Raw genomic sequence first — 20,694 nt, 5'->3', positions numbered from 1 at the left:
GTAAGCCATTTGCCCATTCTGCTAACCTAAAGCTGAGTGTTGGTACCCGAAGGCACTTTCAAATCAGCCCTTTACAGTAAGTATCATTAATCGCCTGTGGAGACGGGTCGATGATACTTTCTTACGTTAGTTTAACCTGAATGTCAACCCCACTCGGCAGCTCCAGTTTGGACAGGGCATCTACTGTCTTCTGGGTGGGCGTGTAAATTTCAATGAGGCGTTTGTGGGTGCGTAACTGGAACTGCTCACGAGCTTTCTTGTTGACGTGCGGCGAACGGAGCACGGTAAAGATTTTCTTTTTCGTGGGCAGCGGAATCGGTCCAGTAACTACGGCGCCACTGTTCCTCACCGTCTTTACGATCTTTTCTGTAGACTTGTCTACCAGGTTGTGATCGTAGGAGCGGAGCTTGATTCTGATCTTTTGATTCATGCCTTCAATTCAGCTAAATAAGTGATAATATTAGTGCAGCCCCGTTGGGCCACACCTGTTTTAACTCTACTTTACAAATTTATGCGTTAACTTCTCCTTTCGCGCTGGCGATAATGTCCTTTGCGATACCAGAAGGTGCTTCTGCATAGTGCGAGAACTCCATCGTTGAGTTCGCACGGCCAGAAGTAATGGTACGCAGAGAAGTTACATATCCAAACATTTCAGACAGTGGGGCATCACCTTTGATGCTAACTGCTCCGCCTGCTCTTGGCTCCTGCCCTTTAGGCAAGCCACGGCGACGGTTGAGGTCACCGATTACGGCACCAACAAACTCCTCAGGCGTAACAATCTCGAGCTTCATAATAGGCTCAAGGATAACCGGATTTGTCTTTGGTGCAGCCTCGCGGAAGCCATCCTTCGCACAAAGTTCGAAGGCGATAGGCTTAGAATCCACTGCGTGCATAGAACCATCATAGACGCGGACCTTCATGCTGTCGATGTTGTACCCGGCAAGAATGCCGTTGTCCATCATCTGCAGGAAACCGTCTCTGATAGGCTTCTGATAGTTCTTATCAATCGAGCCACCAACGATGTCCCAAATGAACTGCAGCTTTTCCTTGCCGTCCTTGAACTCATCGCTATCCAGGAACTCCTGGTCGGCCGGACCAATCTCAAATTGCATATCTGCAAAGAGACCGGAACCACCAGACTGCTTCTTGAGGCGCTCGCGGTGTTCTACAGTATTGGTCAGTGCCTCTTTGTAGTTCACCTGTGGTGCCCCCTGGCTTACTTCAACGTTGAATTCACGGCGCAGGCGGTCAACGATAATTTCCAGGTGAAGTTCACCCATACCGCTAATGACTGTTTGGTTCGTGTCTTCGTTGTAGTTTACACGGAAGGTTGGATCTTCCTCTGAGAGCTTAGCCAATGCCATACCGAGCTTATCCAAGTCTTTTTGAGACTTAGGCTCAATGGCCAGGCCGATTACCGGCTCAGGGAAAGTCATACTTTCCAGTACGATTGGTGCTTTCTCATCACAGAGTGTATCCCCGGTACGCAAGTCTTTCAGACCTACCGCAGCAGCGATATCCCCCGCTTCGACGAAGTCGATTGAGTTCTGCTTATTAGAGTGCATCTGGTACAGACGGGAAATCCGTTCTCTTTTACCAGAGCGTGTATTCAGTACATAAGAACCAGCATCCAGGCGGCCAGAATACGCACGGAAGAAAGTCAGGCGGCCCACAAAGGGGTCGGTAGCGATCTTAAATGCCAGTGCGGAAAAAGGCTCATTTACATTTGGCTTACGAGACTCTTCTGCTTCTGTTTCCGGGTTAGTACCCGTGATGGCTTCCACATCAACCGGAGATGGCATGAATGCACAAACGGCATCCAAAACAGCCTGAACGCCTTTGTTCTTAAAGGCAGAGCCGCACATCATCGGTATAATGCTCATATCGATCACCGCAGCGCGAATTGCAGCACGGATTTCGTCAGCAGAGATACTATTGGGGTCTTCAAAGAACTTCTCCAGAAGTTTTTCGTCATATTCCGCGACTGCTTCAAGCAGATTCTCACGGTACTCCGCAACGGTATCAACAAGGTTTTCCGGAATAGGCACCACTTCATAGGTCATGCCCATGTCGTCGTCATTCCAGATACGTGCTTCGTTGGTGATCAGGTCAACAACCCCTTCGAAGGTCTCTTCTGCACCGATAGGCACCTGCAGCGGGACTGCATTAGCACCCAGCTTTTCCTTCACGTCGTTGACTACGTTGAAGAAGTCAGCACCAGAACGGTCCATTTTATTGACGAAGCCGATACGTGGTACTTTATAGCGGTTGGCCTGACGCCATACGGTCTCAGATTGAGGCTCTACACCGGATACTGCACAGAACAAGGCAACTACACCATCCAACACACGCAGAGAGCGCTCCACCTCAACGGTAAAGTCAACGTGACCCGGCGTGTCAATGATATTGACGGTATATTGCATATCCTTCCAGTTCCAGGAAGTCTTGGTAGCAGCAGAAGTAATGGTGATACCACGCTCCTGCTCCTGCTCCATCCAGTCCATAGTAGCTGCACCATCGTGCACCTCACCAATTTTATGGCTGATACCAGTGTAGAAAAGGACACGTTCGGTAGTAGTCGTCTTACCGGCATCAATATGCGCGGCAATACCAATATTTCTAGTGTACTTAAGATCTCTTTGTGCCATGACTAATCCTCGAAAGGGATTTTATAATTATTGAAAAAGGATTAAGAAGGATTAAACGCGGAAGTGGGCAAATGCACGGTTAGACTCTGCCATACGATGCGTATCTTCTTTACGCTTCACAGCAGCTCCTTCTCCCTTACTTGCTGCGATCAGCTCTGCAGCCATCTTCTCTGCCATTCCTTTGCCGCTCCGTTGCCGGGCGAACTTAATCAACCACTTCATGCCGATAGCGATTTTACGCTTGGCAGGAATCTCGGTAGGGATTTGGAAAGTGGCACCCCCGATACGGCGGCTACGCACTTCTACCTGAGGCATCGCGTTGTTGAGGGCCTTCTTCCAGAGTGCGTGCTCATCTTGGTCAGTACGCTCCTTCATCAGGTCCATTGCGTCATAAAAGATCTGGAAGGCCGTTCCTTTCTTGCCTTGCATCATCATATTATTGACGAACTGTGTTACCATCGGATCCTTGTATCGTGGGTCCGGCTGAATAACTCTTAATTTTGGCTTTCTTTTTCTCATTGCTCTGAATTAGAGGTTTCGCAAATTCGTTGAAACATAATTACTTCTTCGGACGCTTCGCACCATAACGGGAACGCGCCTGAAGACGACCTTCAACGCCCGCTGTATCGAGTGCACCACGTACGATAGTATAACGTACACCAGGGAGGTCTTTTACACGACCGCCACGCACCAAAACAATAGAGTGCTCCTGCAGGTTGTGCCCTTCTCCGGGAATATAGCAGATAACCTCGATGCCGTTGGTCAGGCGGACCTTAGCAACCTTACGCAAGGCCGAGTTCGGCTTCTTAGGCGTTGTTGTATAAACACGCGTACATACTCCGCGCTTTTGCGGACATCCATCCAGCGCGCGAGACTTGCTCTTGGCCACAATTTTCTTTCTGCCCTTGCGTACAAGTTGATTGATTGTAGGCATAATCCTAATTAAGTTTGAGTTGTATCTAACAATACCTTATCGGCAGAGGTTAATATACCTTGCTCGAAAAGCGATTGCAAAGGTATGTCTTTTTCAGGGAAATCCAAAAGGGCCTTTTAAAATAATTCCCTGATAATAGTTCTTTTAGCTCCGTTTCATTCTAATTAGCGGGTCTTTATATTCTGCCGCCCCGTTTTTATTGCCCGCTACCCGCTATTTTCCGAATTTTTGCCCGGGCGGCCCGCCGGTGGCCGAAAGGAATCATGCCGCAGGCTTTTTCTTGAAATTTCAGTAAAAAAACAAACGGCTTCAACAAAGCTTGCCGCTGAACCCGAAGACTTTATGCCAAGCATTGAGCCATTAGGTAGGAGCTTCCTATATTTGAGTTAAAAAATGATAGATACCGATCTGCTTTACACTCAGGATTATCAGGTTAGGGCTTATGAAATTGATGCACAGCAGCGTATGACCGTACCTGCCCTCTCCCGTCTGATGCAGGAGGCGGCCCTGCAAAACGTGATCCAAATCGGTATGTCTTACTGGGACCTGGAGGCGCATCACATTTCCTGGGTCCTTACCCGGCAGCAGCTACAGGTGCAGCGGCTGCCTATGCTCAACGAGCCGATCCGGATCAACACCTACCCGGCTGGCTTCCTCCGCGCTTTTGCACTGCGCGACTTTTGGGTCGAAACCCAGGATGGGGAACCGCTGGCCCACTCTGCTTCTACCTGGCTACTAATGGATACCCGCACCCGGCGTATGGCATCCCCACCTGATTTTGTACTGGCGTTTAACAAACGGATGCCGCCCCGCGACCAATGCCTGCCGCGCATCACAGGGCAAGTGGCTAAACTCGAAAAGGCAGATTACCAAGCAAACTACACCGTGCACTGGCATGATCTGGATTTCAATCAGCACCTCAACAACACCTTATATATACAGTGGATGATGGACCCTGTCCCATCGGCCGTATTAGCAGAGCGCCAACTGGCCTTTCTTGATATTGAATACCGGGCGGAAAGCAAGCTGGCGGACGAACTGCAAGCTGAAGTGCAGGAAATGGAAACGGACACGTACTGCCATCGCATCCTGCGCCCGGCAGATGGGAAGGTGCTGGCGAATGCTTATACCCGCTGGCAGTAAGTTCCTCAAGTTTTAGACTGTGTTTGGACTTAGCTATTGCGCGATCCCTTAGGCCCGTTATAAGGCGCCACTTCATCCAGCAACAGGGCTTCCTGAATGACCTCCAACAGTGCAGCCTCTGGTATGTCATCTACAGCATAGAATACCACCCCGGTCACCATCTTCCGACCCCGGGCTTGGAGCAGGCCCTGCTCATTCGACAGCTCAGCGCCCTGAATGAAGGCCAGCTCAATACCTCCATCCCGTGGATTGGTATAGCACACCCAGCTTTTCCGGCTGTAGAAGGGGATCTTGTACCGGATGTTACAGGTGACCTCCGGATTGGCCATCAGGAGTTGGTGCAAGTATTCCAAAATCCCCCGCTGTGGCTCTTCCAAGTTGAGTATATAAGTTTCGACAGCCGTCATGCTAAACCGGTGTTTCTTCTGCCGGCGGGGAGTCTGCCCCGGTATACCCCTCCATAGCGTAAAGTACGCCCCGGATCGGTATGCGCAGCCACTCCGGCCGGGCATTCATTTCGTACCCTACTTCGTAGATGGCCTTTTCGAGGATGTAAGTACGCAGCAACAGCTCCATCGATTTCTTGTCCTCTGGCACAAAACTATGCCCTTGGGCAGTATCCAGATAGGCTGTCAGGAAATACTGGCTGACGTAATGGAACCACTGATTGGCCCATTCTTCGAGCTGAGGCATATCGGCTTTGCGGTAGTTTTGGTTGAGCACCAATTGTCCGTAGGCGGCGTAGTGCAGCGAACGAATCATCCCCGCCACATCCTTGAAAGGCGTGCGCTTCAACCGGCGTTCGCTAATAGAATACATCGGTTCCCCTTCAAAGTCGATGATGAAGAAATCACGGCCGTTGAACAAGACCTGCCCCAGGTGGTAATCCCCGTGCACCCGGGTTTTGGTCGCTTCGATTTTGCGGGCATAAATCTGGCTGAAGCAATCCATGATATCATCTTTGATCTCCAGAATACGGCGTGCCTCCGTCGCAATATGTTCTGGCAGGGAGGGCAGTCTGCGCTCCAGGGCGGTCAGCTTTTCATTCACCAGCTTGCGGTGCTGAGAATAGACCGACCGTTGGTAGTGCTGCGAGAACCGTTCTGGCTTAAAGTCGGGGTCAGTAGTTTCGGAAGCTAGGGCGATGTGCATTTCTGCAGTACGTTTACCGAGCAGGGCTGCCCGTTCGTAGATGACACTTCCGATGAGGCGTTGGAGGCGCTCAGGCGTATCTTCAAAGTAAAAACGATCGGAGCGGACCAGAGCCGGAGCAGGATTGTCCCGTTCAACTTTAGTCAGTACCTTCTCGTAATAGCGGCTAAGCACCTCGAGCATCATGGTCCAGGCTTCTCCCTGATTGGGGATTTTATTCTGGAGGAGCCCCAGAATGGTGAAGGTCTGTTCTACGGTATCCTGGAATTGCACCCCTCCGCCATAACGGGGCGAGTTTACAAATGGCGTTTGTTCTGACAAATAGCGGACGACCTCCAGGTCGGGATTGATGTCGATATCGAGCTTGCGGTATATCTTGAAGAAAAACTGACTGTTGTAGATGACAGAGGTATTGCTTTGTTCGGCACGGAGGACCTCAGAGCTGACATCCTCCCGCTCCACGTGCAGCTCATCCAGGATTTTACCAGACTCAAAAGACAGCTGCCCACCTTTCACATTGATACTTGCATTGGTTTTTATGCGCCAAAACAGCTCATTCCTGAAAGCTTCGTGGTAGATCGCATCGATCAGAATACCTTCCTGATCCGGTGTTTTGCAATAGCTTACAACGCTCTGCGGTTCGTTTTTGAGGAAGTGTACCATTTCTTCGGCACTGCTCAGGAAGGTCAACGGCAGGAAGTAAGTCTCCGGCAGCCCATCGGTATAGCGTACACGGATGCTTAGGAAGTAGGCGGCAGACCCCTCCACTTCGATCTTGGGGAAATGGCTGACTTCAAGGGAAACCATTTTTTTGGACTTGCCACCAAACCATCGGCAAGACTGCAAATAACCAGGCAGGACTTTCTTTTCGAACCGGCGCTTGGTCGTGTAGTTTTCGAAAAAATCGTTCCAGTGCACCTCTGACTCCACTTCTGGTATTGTCCGCTCTTTAGGCAGTTCATCTACCTCTTCGGTTTGCTCCATCAGGAACCAAAAGTACCCATAAGGCCCAATGGTAAACTTATAGGGCTCTTTACCGATTTCAAAAAACTTATTCTGGCTGAAGATTTCCACCGGCTGTATCCCGCCAAATTGAGAAAGGCTCAGCTCAACGGATTGGGAAAACTTGGACAAATTGGCCACAACCAGGATGCTTTCGCCTTCATAAGAACGGATGAAGGACAACACCTTGCCATTCATAGAGTCCAGGAACTCGGTAGAGCCATGGCTAAAGGCCTTCAGCCGCTTACGCATGCTGATGATGTTCTTCATCCACCAAAGCAGGGAGGAGGAGTTGCGGTTTTGGATTTCCACATTGATGGCCTCGTACCGGTACAGGGGGTCCCGGATGACCGGCAGGAAGAGTTTTTGTGGATTAGCTGCCGAGAAACCGGCATTCCGGTCGGAGTTCCATTGCATGGGGGTGCGGACCCCGTTACGGTCGCCCAGGTAGATATTATCCCCCATACCGATCTCATCCCCGTAGTAAATGACCGGCGTACCGGGCAGGCTGAACAACAGGCTGTTGAGCAATTCTATTTTGCGGCGGTCGTTGAGCAGCAAGGGGGCAAGGCGGCGGCGGATACCCTGATTGATCTTGGCACCGTGGTCCTGCGCAAACACCTTATATAAGTAGTCGCGCTCTTCCTCCGTGACCATGGAAAGCATAAGGTCATCGTGATTGCGCAGGAAAAGGGCCCACTGACTATTTTCAGGAATAGGGGGCGTTTGCTCCAGGATATCCATAATGGGATAGCGGTCTTCCGTTTGCAAGGCCATGTAGAGGCGTGGCATAAGCGGGAAGTGGTAATTCATGTGGCACTCATCGCCCTCCCCGTAGTACTCTGCAGCTTCCTCCGGCCAGAGGTTAGTCTCGGCCATCAGGATTTTGCCCGGGTGCTTGCGTTCTATGTAGCTGCGGAGTTCACGAAGGTACTCGTGTACCTGCGGCAGGTTCTCGCAATTGGTGCCCTCCTCCCGAAACAGGAACATGATAGAAGTGAGGCGGACTCCATCCACTCCGAGGTTATACCAAAAGTCAATAACGGAACGCATTTCCTCCCGCACGCGCTCATTGTTGTAATTCAGGTCGGCCTGATGACTGTAAAAGCGGTGCCAGTAATAGGCCTTTGCCACGTTGTCCCACTCCCAGTTAGACGTTTCATAGTCGCTGAAGATAATGCCAGCTTCTGCATAAGGCTCCGGGGTGTCGCTCCAAATATAAAAGTCTCGCTCCGGTGAGCCTTTAGGGGCCTGCCGGGCCCGCTGAAACCACTCGTGCTCTGTAGAGGTGTGGTTCATGATCAGATCAATGACGACCTCAAGCCCCCGTTTGTGCGCTTCTTCCAGAAATCGCTCGAAGTCTTCGATATTCCCATAGTTGGAGTTCACACTTTTGAAGTCGGAAACATCATAGCCGTCATCCTTGAGGGGCGACTCATAGAAGGGCAGTAAGGAGATGCAGGTCACGCCCAGGTCCTCGAGGTAATCCAGCTTTTCAACCAAACCATTGATATCGCCGACCCCACTACCATTACTATCGTAAAACGCATGAATCGGGAGGGCGTAGATGATACTGTCTTTATACCAGAAGCGGTTGCTTTTGTCAGTCATACCAGGTTTATTGGTTGTCAGGCTCGTTTTGAAGGATAAAATTGCTGCATCTAAAGAAAGTAAAAAAAATGAGCACTGCCAACGGTGCACTGAAAATTATCATCTACGGCCTTCTTTCACCCCGGAACAAAGCACATCATTGTCCCATTGTACATGGTAGTCGTGCTTCTGCCCAAATGGCGACAAACCTATCCGGCCTAACTTTGTATTAGTTACAGACTTAATCTAAACCCTCGGACAGATGGCTCCACGTTACGCGTTAATTGTACAGACTGCCGCTCTAATGGCCCTTTTCCTGCTTCCTACCCTGCTCAAAGGCCAGGGGTGCAACATCACCGATGTAGTGGTGTCTAATGAACAGTGCAATCCTGGTTTTGCCCCCGTTGGTTTTCAAATTAATGTGAGCGGCACGGGTACCAGCACTACCTTCCTGGTATCTTCTTCCGATGGACTAATAGATGACCCCGGGCCCTACGACTATGCCTTCGGCGCCTTTATCAACCTGACCCCCAGTGACCCAAACCAGCCTATCTACAGTTTTACAGTTACGGATGCCAATAACCCTTCCTGCACTTTTACCTTTACCATTTTCAATCCCTGTAACAGCACCCCCTGTAATTTATCCGTTACCGGAGGGAGCATCACTTGCGATAACGGCGGCACCCCAAATGACCCCAGCGACGATACCTTTTTTCAAAATGTCTTTGTGGAGAACGATGGTGCTACAGGCAGCTGGTCATCCAACGGTCCGGATAATGCCTCGGGCAACTACGGAGACCTCGTTTTTCTGGGGCCGTACCCGGCAAGTGGTGGCGATGTGACGTTCACTATTACGGATGATAATGACCCCAGTTGCAGTACGGTATACACGGTGGAAAATGTGTGCGATGACATTTGTAATATCACCGACGCCCTGGTGTCTGGTCCCAATTGCAATGACAACGGCACACCAAATGATACCAGCGATGATTTTATCTTTTTTTCCCTGGCACCGCAGGGGCAGGGGCTGGCAAATGGGTCTTACACGGTGACGACCTCTCTCGGGTCACCGGCTCAAAATACGGGTGCTTATGGAGGCTTTACGCAGTTTTCGATTACGCCAGACCCCGGCAGCCCCAGTACTTTTACCATTACGATCACTGACCTGGATGACCCCAGCTGTACTTTCACGCTGACGCTTACCAACCCCTGTTTCACCAACTGTGCCATTATAGATGCCGGCTTCGCAGGGCTGGCCTGTTCCAATGGTGATTTTTCCTTTTCCCTCTCACCGAGTGGCGATGGTTTAGGGGGTAGTTATACGGTAACCTCCCCCAGCGGTACGATCAGCCCGGGCATTGCTTTTTACGGCGGGCCCACTACTTTTGGCTTCACCACTTCCGGCCCTCCACCCGCCAACGATGAATACACCATCATCATCACCGACGGCAACGACCCGAATTGCACCTTTGAACTTACTTTCCTTTCACCATGTACCTGCGGGCTGACCAACGGGTTAGTCAATTCGCTCATTAGTTGCGATGACCAGGGGACCTCTGATCCCAACGACGATGTGTTCATCATTGAATTGCAGCCTGAAGGGACTAATTTGTCTGGCAGCTATACCTTGGTGCCCTCCGTCGGCACCCTAACGCCTGCCGGGCCACAGCCCTATGGTGTATTCACCACCTTTGAGCTGTCGATAAGCAGTACCAACGGGCAGCCGACAACGCTGACCATCGTTGATAGCAATGACCCCAGTTGTACGGTTGAGGTCATTACCACCACGACGGCCCCCTGCTCACCACCTGCCTGCGACATCACGGACCCCGGCGTGATCAGCGTCACTTGCGATGACTTTAATTCGCCCACTTCACCTGGTGACGATTTTGCGGTTGTGGAGTTAAATCCAATTGGCACAGGCCTGAGTGGCACCTATATTGTGACCTCTCCCGAAGTATCTGCGTCGCCGGGAATCGGCACCTACGGTACTCTCTCAACACAGCAATTATTCGATGCTGCGCAGGCTGGAGATGAAATCACCCTAATCCTTACCGATAGCGATGACCCCAGCTGTAGCATTACCTTTACCATCCCCAACCCTGCGCCTTGTGCAACAACCGTCAACTGTGATTTAACAAACCCGGGGCTGGGCTTTACCCTTTGCAATGACAATGGCACACCCAGTGACCCCAGCGATGATTTTTATACTTTTCCATTAAATCCTGTAGGAACGGGGTTGGGTGGCGGATATACCGTTTCAGTCGGTGGCGGTACAGTAAGCCCTCCGGGAGGAAATTATGGGAGTGAAACTACTTTTACCCTGACTAATATTGCGCCCCCTGCTGGTATAAGTGTTATTGTTACAGACAACGACGATCCGAATTGTACAACCAATACGATCATAAATTTACCTCCTCCCTGTTCTACGACTCCACCCTGCGAGCTCACCCAATCCACAGTAGTCACCAATCAGTGCGTAAATGGCAGCCCCGTCTTTGAGCTGCTGGTAGATGGCGTTGGCCTCGGGGCAAACTACACCATTAATGTTAACAATGCCGTTATTCCTGGGAATAATGCTGGGAATTATGGACAGATAACGTCCTTTACCATTGTCCCCACCGGACCGAATGTAACTGAGTTTATTGTAACGATCACAGATGCTGATGACCCAACCTGTACGGCTACAACGGTAGTCTCCAATCCCTGCCCCAGCTGCACCATCAACCCCGTCCTCAACAACATCACCTGTAATGACAACGGCACGCCCGGCAACCCCAACGATGATGTCTTTTTTGCCAGCGTAACCGTCAACGGTACTGGCAGCCCTTCCGGGTGGGCGGTATCACCGGTCTTTGGGCCCGCAACCGGGGCATATGGGAGCACAATTGATTTCGGGCCTATCCCCATCAGCGGCGGGCTGGCTACTCTGACTTTTACGGACCAAAGTGACCCTACCTGCTCTGAGAGTCTGACGCTCACGCCCCCTGCGCCCTGCTCCGTGGAGCCTTGCAACCTGGGCTTGCCTACCGTTATCACTCCAATTTGCGATAACGGCGCTATTGACTTTGAGCTGCTGGTAGACGGGACTGGTACCGGCATCAACTACCAAGTCAGCACCCCGGAAGGCGTACTGACCGCCGGGACAACAGGGAACTACGGGCAGGTTACCCTGTTTACTTTTTTGCCGAACAGCCTCTCCGCAGATAACTTTACCCTCACAGTTACGGACAGCGATGACCCCACCTGCACCCAAACGTTCAGCCTCGACAACCCCTGCGATGCCTGCCTGATTACTTCCGCAGCTGTTTCCAATGTGCAGTGTGCGGACAACGGTACGCCGGGCGACCCCACGGATGACCTGATTACCTTTTCCATTCTGGCCGATGGTGTTAGCACTGCTGGCAGTTATACCATTTCAGCGCCCGGGCAGGCCGTGCAGCCCTCCACCGGCACGTTTGGCAGCCTGAGCAGCTTTGCCCTGCTCCCGGGCAGTGCAGGCAGCGGGCTAATCACCCTCACCCTGACTGATGCCTCCGACAGCAACTGCACCACCACCGTGCAGCTGAGCGACCCCGGCACCTGCTCGGATGCCTGTGCCATCAACGCCTTCGTAACGGAAACAAACTGCATACCCACAGGCGTGCCGGAGGATGACTTTTTCCAGGCCACCATTCAGGCCATCAACCCGGTTGGCACGGCAGGGTGGACCGCACAAACGCCCCTGGGACCGGTAACCGGCAATTACAACCAAAGTGTGGACATTGGGCCCTTCCTGATCAGCCAGGGGAGCTTCAGCCTGACCATTACCGACCAGTTCAACCCGGGCTGTAGCACCAACCTGCTGATTGTACCTCCCGACCCCTGCAGCGTGGTTTGTGAAGCCGATACTACCCTATTTGATTTACAGTCCTGCAACCCTTTGGACACCGGCACAGTAATACAAAACCTCACCGGGCAGGAAGGCTGCGACTCTATTGTGATAACGTCGACTAGCCTGCTGCCTTCGGATTCTATTTTTTTGGTAGAGACCAGCTGTAGCCCCGCTGATACGGGGGCAGTTGAACAAAACTTCACCAACCAGTTCGGGTGCGACTCTATTGTAGTCACGAATACAGTCCTCGTAGACAGCGATACCACACTCATTGATTTGCAGTCCTGTAACCCAGCTGATACAGGTACAGTCGTGCAAAATCTTACCGGGCAAACTGGGTGTGACTCCATCATCATCACCAGCACCACGCTACTGCCTTCAGATTCCACTTTGCTGACGCAGAGCAGCTGCAATCCCGCTGATACCGGTACCGTTTCACAAATTCTAACCAATCAATTTGGGTGTGATTCGGTCGTTGTCACCAATACCCTGCTCGTGGACAGCGACACCACGCTCATTGATTTGCAGTCGTGCAATCCATCGGATACGGGCACTGTGGTGCAGAACCTTACCGGGCAGACCGGGTGTGACTCTATCGTTATTACTGCGACTACACTGCTGCCCTCCGATTCTATTTTCCTAGTGGAAAGCAGCTGTAACCCCGCGGATACCGGAACAGCCACGCAAGTGCTAGTTAATCAGTTTGGATGTGATTCGGTCGTGGTCACCAATATTCTGCTTGTGGACAGCGACACCACGCTCATTGACCTGCAGTCGTGCAATCCAGTGGATACGGGCACGGTGGTGCAGAACCTTACCGGGCAGACCGGGTGTGATTCTATCGTTATTACTGCGACTACACTTTTGCCCTCCGATTCCATTTTCCTCGTGGAAAGCAGCTGCAACCCCGCGGATACAGGATCGACCACGCAAGTGCTGGTCAATCAGTTTGGGTGTGATTCGGTCGTGGTCACCAATATTCTGCTTGTGGACAGCGATACCACGCTCATTGACCTGCAGTCGTGCAATCCAGTGGATACGGGCACGGTGGTGCAGAACTTCACCGGGCAGACCGGGTGTGACTCTATCGTTATTACAGCGACTACACTTTTGCCCTCGGACACCATTTTCCTAGCGGAAACGAGCTGTAGCCCTGTGGATACGGGGACAGTCACCCAGGTGCTGGTCAATCAGTTTGGGTGTGACTCGACCATTATCACCACGACAACGCTGCTGCCTAGCGATACCACGCTGCTCTTTAGCGAAAGCTGTAATCCACAGGATACCGGAACGGTTTCTCAGGTACTGACCAATCAGTTTGGATGTGATTCCACCATTATTACTACCACTTCGCTACTGCCCAGCGATACCACGCTGCTCTTTAGCGAAAGCTGCAACCCGCAGGATACCGGAACGGTTTCACAGTTACTGACCAATCAGTTTGGGTGCGATTCCACCATCATTACCACGACCACCTTGTTGCCCAGCGATACCACGCTGCTCTTTAGCGAAAGCTGCAACCCGCAGGATACCGGAACGGTTTCACAGTTACTGACCAATCAGTTCGGCTGCGATTCCACCATTATTACAACGACCACCTTGTTGCCCAGCGATACGATTCTGCTCTTCAGCGAAAGCTGCAATCCCGCTGATACCGGTACGGTGTCCCAGGTACTCGCCAATCAGTTTGGGTGCGACTCTACCATTATCACAACGACTACGCTATTGCCCAGTGATACCACGCTGCTGACCGAGACAAGTTGCAATCCGCTTGATACCGGCACCGTCACACAGGTTCTTGCTAATCAGTTTGGGTGTGACTCCACCGTCATTACCACGACAACGCTATTGCCCAGTGATACCACGCTGCTGACCGAGACCAGTTGCAATCCGCTTGATACCGGCACCGTCACGCAAATTCTTGCTAATCAGTTTGGGTGTGATTCCACCGTCATTACCACGACTACCCTACTGCCCAGCGATACCACGCTGCTGACCGAGACCAGCTGCAATCCGCTTGATACTGGCACCGTCACGCAGGTCCTTGCTAATCAGTTTGGGTGTGACTCCACCGTCATTACCACGACAACGCTATTGCCCAGTGATACCACGCTGCTGGCCGAGACCAGTTGCAACCCGCTAGATACTGGCACCGTCACGCAGGTTCTTGCTAATCAGTTTGGGTGTGACTCCACCGTCATTACCACGACTACGCTATTGCCCAGTGATACTACTCTGCTCTTCAATGAAAGTTGCAACCCCGCAGATACCGGCACCTTGGTGCTAAATCTTGACAATCAATTTGGGTGCGATTCCACCGTCATCACCACGACTACGCTGTTGCCCAGTGATACCACGCTGCTATTTAGCGAAAGCTGTAATCCTGCAGACACCGGCACGACAACACAAATCCTCACGTCCTCTTTAGGCTGTGATTCAGTGGTGATCACGCAAATACAACTACAGAATGACCCAGACTTCGAGCTCATTACTGACACTCTATGTGCGGGTGAATTCTTAACCATCAATGGAACTGTTTATGACGAGGAACGCCCGATCGGGCAGGAGATCATTCAAAGTGTAACCAATGGCTGTGACTCGGTGATTATTGACATCGCGATCGGTTTTTCAGATCTGGAAACCAGCATCAGTGCAACGCCCCCGCCCTGTGCAGGCTTGACCGGAGCGGTACAGATTGGTATTCCTGAAAACGGATTCTCCCCCTACCGCATTTTTGTGGATGGGCTGCCCATTGAAAGCAGCAGTCCTCTGCCTGTATCTCTGGAAGTCGCCCCTGGTATGTACACAATCACAGTGGAAGACCAGCTAGGTTGTTCTGAAGCCCGGCAAGTGACTGTTCCGGAAGGGCTGGTTCCGGAGTTAACGCTCGACAGCCCGATCAATGCTCAGGCAGGCGATACGATTGTGTTAGCGCCCATCCTGAACTTCGACCCGGATCAGCTCCTTTGGACACCTGCCGGCCAGTTGAGTTGCACAGATTGCCTGAACCCCACGCTGACCGCTTTTGAGAGTGGCACCTATCAACTGATTGCTGGTATTGGAGGAGGATGTGAGGCAAGGGCTACCGTACAAGTGATTGTAGACCAACGCTCAAAGGTGTATGCGCCAAACATTTTCAGCCCCAATGAAGACGGCAGGAACGACCGGTTTACGCTGTTTGGGGATCCGACGGAAATCGATTTGATAGAACAGCTGGGCATCTACGACCGCTGGGGCAATCAGGTATTCCTCAAAACGGCATTTCCAGTCAACGTTGAAGCAGAAGGTTGGGACGGGACATTCAGAGGGCAATCTCTGGACCCAGCGGTATTCACCTACTATGCCAGATTGAGGCTGATCAACGGCCGTCAGTTGATACAACAAGGCGACGTTACGCTAATCAGGTAACCCTGCCTGTTCCGTAGCAAGGTGGCCATCAGGGATAAGCAATCCTGATGGACACCTTGCTTTCTTCCATATCTGTATCTAATCTTCTTTCCAGATTGTAAAGTTTCCAACTGGTATTTTACCTTTGTGGTTCCTTTTTGCATCTTTTTGCGATGCACAACGTATTACCCCCTAGTTAAGCTCCCTTTTTCGGGGGCGGCCTGCTAAACTACCAGAGTATAACCCAAAACAATAAACTTCCTTTCACCAGACTCTGACCGGTCTGTCTTTCGTGGTTAATGAAAGATAAGACTTTCTGCTGCTTAAAGCTTGGTAAGACCAGAATATCTAAACACTAAGACTAGCCCCCCGTTAGAAGTCGTAATCACGCGATAAGCAACACAAGTACAACAACACTAAGTTGATCCAGACAGCTTTGGGTACGTGTTGCCAAAATGTCTAGTTTCTGTCAAACAAACACGTGATGAAAGGTAAGATCTATAAAATTTGCTGTCGGGCGGCTTTGCTACTCGTGCTTCTCCCTTGCTTCACACTGTGCTGGGGAAGTCCAGTGGCCGAAGCTTCTCATCCAGAATTCTGCGGTATCACCAGCGCAGGTTTAGGGGGGGTTGTATGCCTGGATAACGATACACCCGCCGACCCCAGTGATGACCGGCTCACGTTATTCATGAGCCCTTCTGGCAATAATCTCGGAAGTGGTTACACGGTCACTTTTACTTCAGGGACGATCTTTCCAGCTACAGCAGTGTACGGTTTCCCGAATGGGTTTGTAATTGACCCTAACGACCCCACCGTGCCTTTCTATCAAATTGTCCTGACTGATTCCAATAATCCTGCCTGTACTTTTACTCTGACTTTTGACAATCCCTGCTACTCTAATTGCGACATTCAGGAGGTTAATATATTAGACGTAAGCTGTGCCGATAATAATACCCCAAGCTTTGCCGGAGATGACTACATCACCATGGAAATCGAGGCCTCGGGTATAGCGGTAGCGCTTCAATACAATCTGGTTGCTTCACCGGGGCTGGTACTGCCCGGCAGTGGGTTCTATAACACCTCTGCGTTTTTCCAGCTCACCCCAGGCTCCGCAGGCGATGGGCCGGTTTCTTTCATTCTCACTGACCAGCAAGACCCGGCCTGCCAGTTTCTTTTTACCATTCAGGACCCCGGCACTTGTGTGTCACCCTGCGCGCTAACTTCAGCAAATTTACTGGGCGTTCAGTGTACGGACATGGATACACCGAACGATCCGAGTGATGACGAACTCCTGATTACCCTAAATCCAGAAGGTACCAGTATAGGAAACAGCTACAGCATTAGTGCTCCGGGGCTTACGTTCGCAGATAATACCGCTACCTATGGCAGCCCTTCGACCTTCAGATTGATCAATGCCTCCTCCGTGCCGGGCTCTTTCACCCTGACCCTTACCGACAATCAGGACCCCACCTGCACCATTCAGGTGTTTGTCAACAACACCGCTCCCTGTTCAACGCCCTTGCCCTGTGACATTTCAAATATCACCCCCTCAAATATAAATTGCACCAACGGGGACGTGATCAACTTTACCCTGGGCCCCAGCAGCAGCGGTACACAATATAACCTGACCATACCGGATGGTACGATTCTAGGTCAAAACTCTGGTTTGTTTGGGGTGCCCACCACTTTCAGCTTTTTGCCCAACACCCCACAAAGCTCCACTTATAACGTAACGATCAGGGATACAGATAACGATGCCTGTACTTCTATTTTCACTCTAAACAACCCTTGTGACGACTGTAACCTGACCGACATTAACATCCTGGACGTACAGTGCGGGGACAATGGTACAGGCATTATCCCCTCAGACGATCAGATGGTGATCACCCTTCAGCCCTCGGGCATCAACCTGGGAAGCGGGTATACAGTCATCGCCAATGGCCTGAGTGCCGTCCCTGCAGGTGGCAGCTACAACAACCCAACGACTTTTACGCTCTCTGCCGGGACGGCCAACAGCAACAGCGTGAGCATCACTATTATCGACAATGACGATCCTGCCTGTACCTATACCTTTGCAGTGCCCGGGCCAGGCAGTTGTTCGGATGCGTGCGAGATCTTTGACCAAGGCCTTGTTAGTATCGACTGTGACAACAATGAGACGATTAGTGATTCAAATGATGACTTCATCACTTTCACGTTGAACGTTCCGGCGATCAGCAGCTCCGCCGGGTACACCATTTCAGCCAACGGGACTACGGTAACTCCGGCGAGCGGGTTGTACAATACCATGCAATCCTTCTCACTACCTATTGGCTCAGCTGGCAACGGGGGCACCACCATCACCCTGACGGACCAGAACAACCCCAGCTGTAGCTTTTCATTTTTCCTGATTGACCCCGGCGACTGTTCAGCCATTTGTAACATCGGAGCGACTGAAGTCAACCTATTCTGCCAAGATGGTGGCACGCCCGGTATTTTTGATGATGACACCTACCAGGTCGAATACGAGATTACCAACCCGACAGCCGCTTCGGGCAGCAGCTGGTCCTCTGATACACCCGCCGGTGATATGGCTGGCGACTACGATGATATTGCCAGTCTGGGCCCCTTTCTGATCAGTGACGGCCCCGTAACCGTTACCTTTAATGACGAGGTCTCCCCCGGCTGTTCCATTTCTGTAGACCTGACGCCGCCGCCCCCGTGTTCGGATACTTGCATTATTCAGTCGGCAGGGCTGAGCAACCTGATTTGCGATAACGACACCCTTGAATTTGACCTGGCACCAATAGGTAATGCCCTGGATATGACCTACGGTATTCAAATAGGAGGGGGAACCCTTGCGGGCAGTGCTCTTGGCTCCTACGGAATGACCACCACCTTCCGTTTTCTACCGGATCTGCCCCTGCCGGATCAATACGAGGTCACGCTTACCGACCAGGCCGTAGCAGATTGCCAATACGTGATCACTATTGACAACGTATGCAAGTCTTGCGAAATCACCACTATTGACTTGATTAGCGCAACCTGTAATGATGCAGGAACGCCCTCTGCAGGAGCAGACGATTATATTGACTTTGAGCTTTTGGTGGAGTCACTATATGGCACGAGCTACCGGGTAGAGCTGGCGAACGGGAATCCGTTACCGGGCATAGGCACCTACGGGCAAGTGGTCTCCTTTAGTATGCCGGCAGGTAGTGCAGGAGATGGGAATACCCCTCTCGTTGTAAGAGACATCAGTGATCCTAACTGTAGTCAGTTTTTTGTTATTCCGGACCCCGGAACCTGTTCAAATGAATGCCTTTTGACCCAACCCACCCCCACTGATATTGCCTGCGATGACAACGGTACACCGGGCGACCCAACAGATGACTATGTCACCTTCAATTTAGTAGTCGACGGGCTGAACACCGCGAACAGTTATACCCTGAGCACTACAACAGGCACCACAACACCCGCACAGGGCACCTACGGCACACCTGCTACTTTCAGCCTCTCCTCCGGCAGTACAGGTACTGATATTTCGACTGTGACCATAACCGATGACAGCTCCAGCACCTGTAGTACTTCAATCAATATCTCGAGCCCGGGTAGTTGTTCAGACTCCTGTGCCATAGAGGCAACTCTGGTAGATATCCAATGCCTGAACAATGGGACTGCCAGTGATCCTACTGATGACCTCTTCGAATTCACCGTGGAGGTCAGTAACCCTGCAGGTACAGAGGGCTGGTTTACCATTCCGCCTACAGGTTTAGAGACCAACGATTTTAATACGCCCACCGTAATTGGGCCCTACCCAATATCATCGGGGAACATCAACCTGGCCTTTATTGATCAGAATCTGACCAGCTGTTTTTCGATCTTAATGGTGAGCCCGCCTGCCAGTTGTTCTGACTCTTGCACACTTCAGGCAACAGTCGAAGTGCTAGCCTGTGAAGACGGAGGCACGCCAGGGACCACGATGGATGATGTTTTCTTCACTGAGCTTACTGTTTCCGGCACAAATAACGGTAGCGGCTGGGCTATTAACAGCCCGATTGATACGAACGGCTTGTATGATAGCACCTATGTCATTGGGCCATTCCCGGCTAATGCGCCCTCTGTGGTACTGCCTATTTCCGACCTGGATAGCGCCGCCTGTTTACTAGAGGTAGAAATCCTTAGCCCCGGCACCTGTTCGGCCGGCTGCAGTAGCTCAGATACCACTTACCTCTTTGCCGAGACCTGTAATCCTGTTGATACCGGCGCCTCAACAGTTGTGCTGACCAATCAGTTGGCTTGTGATTCTTTTATCATTACCACGACTACGCTACTGCCCAACGATACCACACTGCTCTTCAGCGAAAGCTGCAACCCCGTGGATACCGGTACCGTCGTGCAAAATCTCGCCAATCAGTTCGGCTGCGATTCTACTGTCATCACAACGACTACCCTCCTGCCCAGCGACACCACTTTACTCTTCAGCGAAAGTTGTAGCCCCACGGATACCGGTACCGTCGTGCAAAATCTGGCCAATCAGTTCGGGTGCGACTCTACCGTCATTACCACCACGACGCTACTGCCTAGCGACACCACACTGCTATTCAGCGAAAGCTGCAGCTCCTTGGATACCGGTACCGTAGTGCAAAATCTCAATAATCAATTCGGGTGCGACTCTACCGTCATTACCACCACGACGCTGTTGCCTAGCGACACCACGCTGCTATTTAGCGAAAGCTGCAACCCCGTGGATACCGGTACCGTAGTGCAAAATCTCGCCAATCAGTTTGGGTGCGACTCTACCGTCATTACCACCACGACGCTGTTGCCTAGCGACACCACACTGCTATTCAGCGAAAGCTGCAACCCCGTGGATACCGGTACCGTAGTGCAAAATCTCGCCAATCAGTTTGGGTGCGACTCTACCGTCATTACCACCACGACGCTGTTGCCTAGCGACACCACACTGCTATTCAGCGAAAGCTGCA

At 51.6% G+C, this 20,694-nt stretch carries 9 protein-coding genes; 3 read left to right on the top strand and 6 right to left on the bottom strand.

From position 1 onward, the window contains the following. Window positions 1-121 precede the first annotated feature (121 nt). The 4 genes from rpsJ to rpsL form a co-directional block, all read right to left on the bottom strand. Window positions 122-430: a 30S ribosomal protein S10 gene (rpsJ, locus tag RIC19_RS19405; RefSeq protein ID WP_044221801.1), complete on the bottom strand. Its 309-nt coding sequence runs from the start codon at window positions 428-430 to the stop codon at window positions 122-124. A 79-nt stretch (window positions 431-509) separates the two neighbouring features. Beyond that, a complete protein-coding gene (fusA, locus tag RIC19_RS19400; RefSeq protein WP_350180020.1) occupies window positions 510-2,648 on the bottom strand; it encodes an elongation factor G in 2,139 nt (712 codons plus the stop codon). Window positions 2,649-2,699: 51 nt separating this feature from the next. Beyond that, window positions 2,700-3,167, bottom strand: coding sequence for a 30S ribosomal protein S7 (gene rpsG, locus RIC19_RS19395; RefSeq protein ID WP_350180019.1), 468 nt, complete (start codon window positions 3,165-3,167; stop codon window positions 2,700-2,702). 40 nt (window positions 3,168-3,207) lie between these two features. Beyond that, window positions 3,208-3,582 carry a 30S ribosomal protein S12 gene (gene rpsL / locus RIC19_RS19390; protein WP_044146964.1) on the bottom strand — a complete coding sequence of 125 codons (375 nt, stop codon included), beginning with the start codon at window positions 3,580-3,582 and terminating at the stop codon, window positions 3,208-3,210. A 393-nt stretch (window positions 3,583-3,975) separates the two neighbouring features. Between rpsL and RIC19_RS19385 the strand changes: the two genes are divergently transcribed. Next, window positions 3,976-4,725, top strand: a complete 750-nt coding sequence (locus RIC19_RS19385; RefSeq protein WP_350180018.1) for an acyl-[acyl-carrier-protein] thioesterase — start codon at window positions 3,976-3,978, stop codon at window positions 4,723-4,725. A 29-nt stretch (window positions 4,726-4,754) separates the two neighbouring features. Here the strand turns inward: RIC19_RS19385 and RIC19_RS19380 are convergent, their stop codons facing one another. Both RIC19_RS19380 and treS read right to left on the bottom strand, forming a co-directional pair. Then, on the bottom strand, window positions 4,755-5,132 hold the full coding sequence (locus tag RIC19_RS19380) for a DUF1801 domain-containing protein (RefSeq protein WP_350180017.1): 378 nt from the start codon (window positions 5,130-5,132) through the stop codon (window positions 4,755-4,757). A 1-nt stretch (window position 5,133) separates the two neighbouring features. Beyond that, window positions 5,134-8,490 carry a maltose alpha-D-glucosyltransferase gene (treS, locus tag RIC19_RS19375; protein ID WP_350180016.1) on the bottom strand — a complete coding sequence of 1,119 codons (3,357 nt, stop codon included), beginning with the start codon at window positions 8,488-8,490 and terminating at the stop codon, window positions 5,134-5,136. Between the two features lie 241 nt (window positions 8,491-8,731). On the opposite strand from treS, the gene RIC19_RS19370 reads away from it, so the two are divergent. Together RIC19_RS19370 and RIC19_RS19365 are read left to right on the top strand one after the other, a co-directional pair. Next, the gene (locus RIC19_RS19370; protein ID WP_350180015.1) at window positions 8,732-15,751 is read left to right on the top strand and encodes a T9SS type B sorting domain-containing protein; all 7,020 of its coding nucleotides are present in this window, start codon (window positions 8,732-8,734) and stop codon (window positions 15,749-15,751) included. A 463-nt stretch (window positions 15,752-16,214) separates the two neighbouring features. Then, window positions 16,215-20,694: hypothetical protein (locus RIC19_RS19365; RefSeq protein WP_350180014.1), on the top strand; the 4,480-nt coding region annotated here is incomplete at its 3' end.

The organism is Phaeodactylibacter sp. (assembly GCF_040219495.1).
Taxonomy (GTDB): Bacteria; Bacteroidota; Bacteroidia; order Chitinophagales; family Saprospiraceae; genus Phaeodactylibacter.
Note: the sequence above shows the minus strand (reverse complement) of the source record. Positions and strands in the feature narration are given on the sequence as shown.

Bases quoted from the DNA above. Each gene is read 5' to 3' on its own strand.
- treS (WP_350180016.1), bottom strand. From the start codon at position 8,490: ATGACTGACAAAAGCAACCGCTTCTGGTATAAAGACAGTATCATCTAC.
- RIC19_RS19370 (WP_350180015.1), top strand. From the start codon at position 8,732: ATGGCTCCACGTTACGCGTTAATTGTACAGACTGCCGCTCTAATGGCC.
- rpsL (WP_044146964.1), bottom strand. From the start codon at position 3,582: ATGCCTACAATCAATCAACTTGTACGCAAGGGCAGAAAGAAAATTGTG.
- fusA (WP_350180020.1), bottom strand. From the start codon at position 2,648: ATGGCACAAAGAGATCTTAAGTACACTAGAAATATTGGTATTGCCGCG.
- RIC19_RS19380 (WP_350180017.1), bottom strand. From the start codon at position 5,132: ATGACGGCTGTCGAAACTTATATACTCAACTTGGAAGAGCCACAGCGG.
- RIC19_RS19385 (WP_350180018.1), top strand. From the start codon at position 3,976: ATGATAGATACCGATCTGCTTTACACTCAGGATTATCAGGTTAGGGCT.
- rpsG (WP_350180019.1), bottom strand. From the start codon at position 3,167: ATGAGAAAAAGAAAGCCAAAATTAAGAGTTATTCAGCCGGACCCACGA.
- rpsJ (WP_044221801.1), bottom strand. From the start codon at position 430: ATGAATCAAAAGATCAGAATCAAGCTCCGCTCCTACGATCACAACCTG.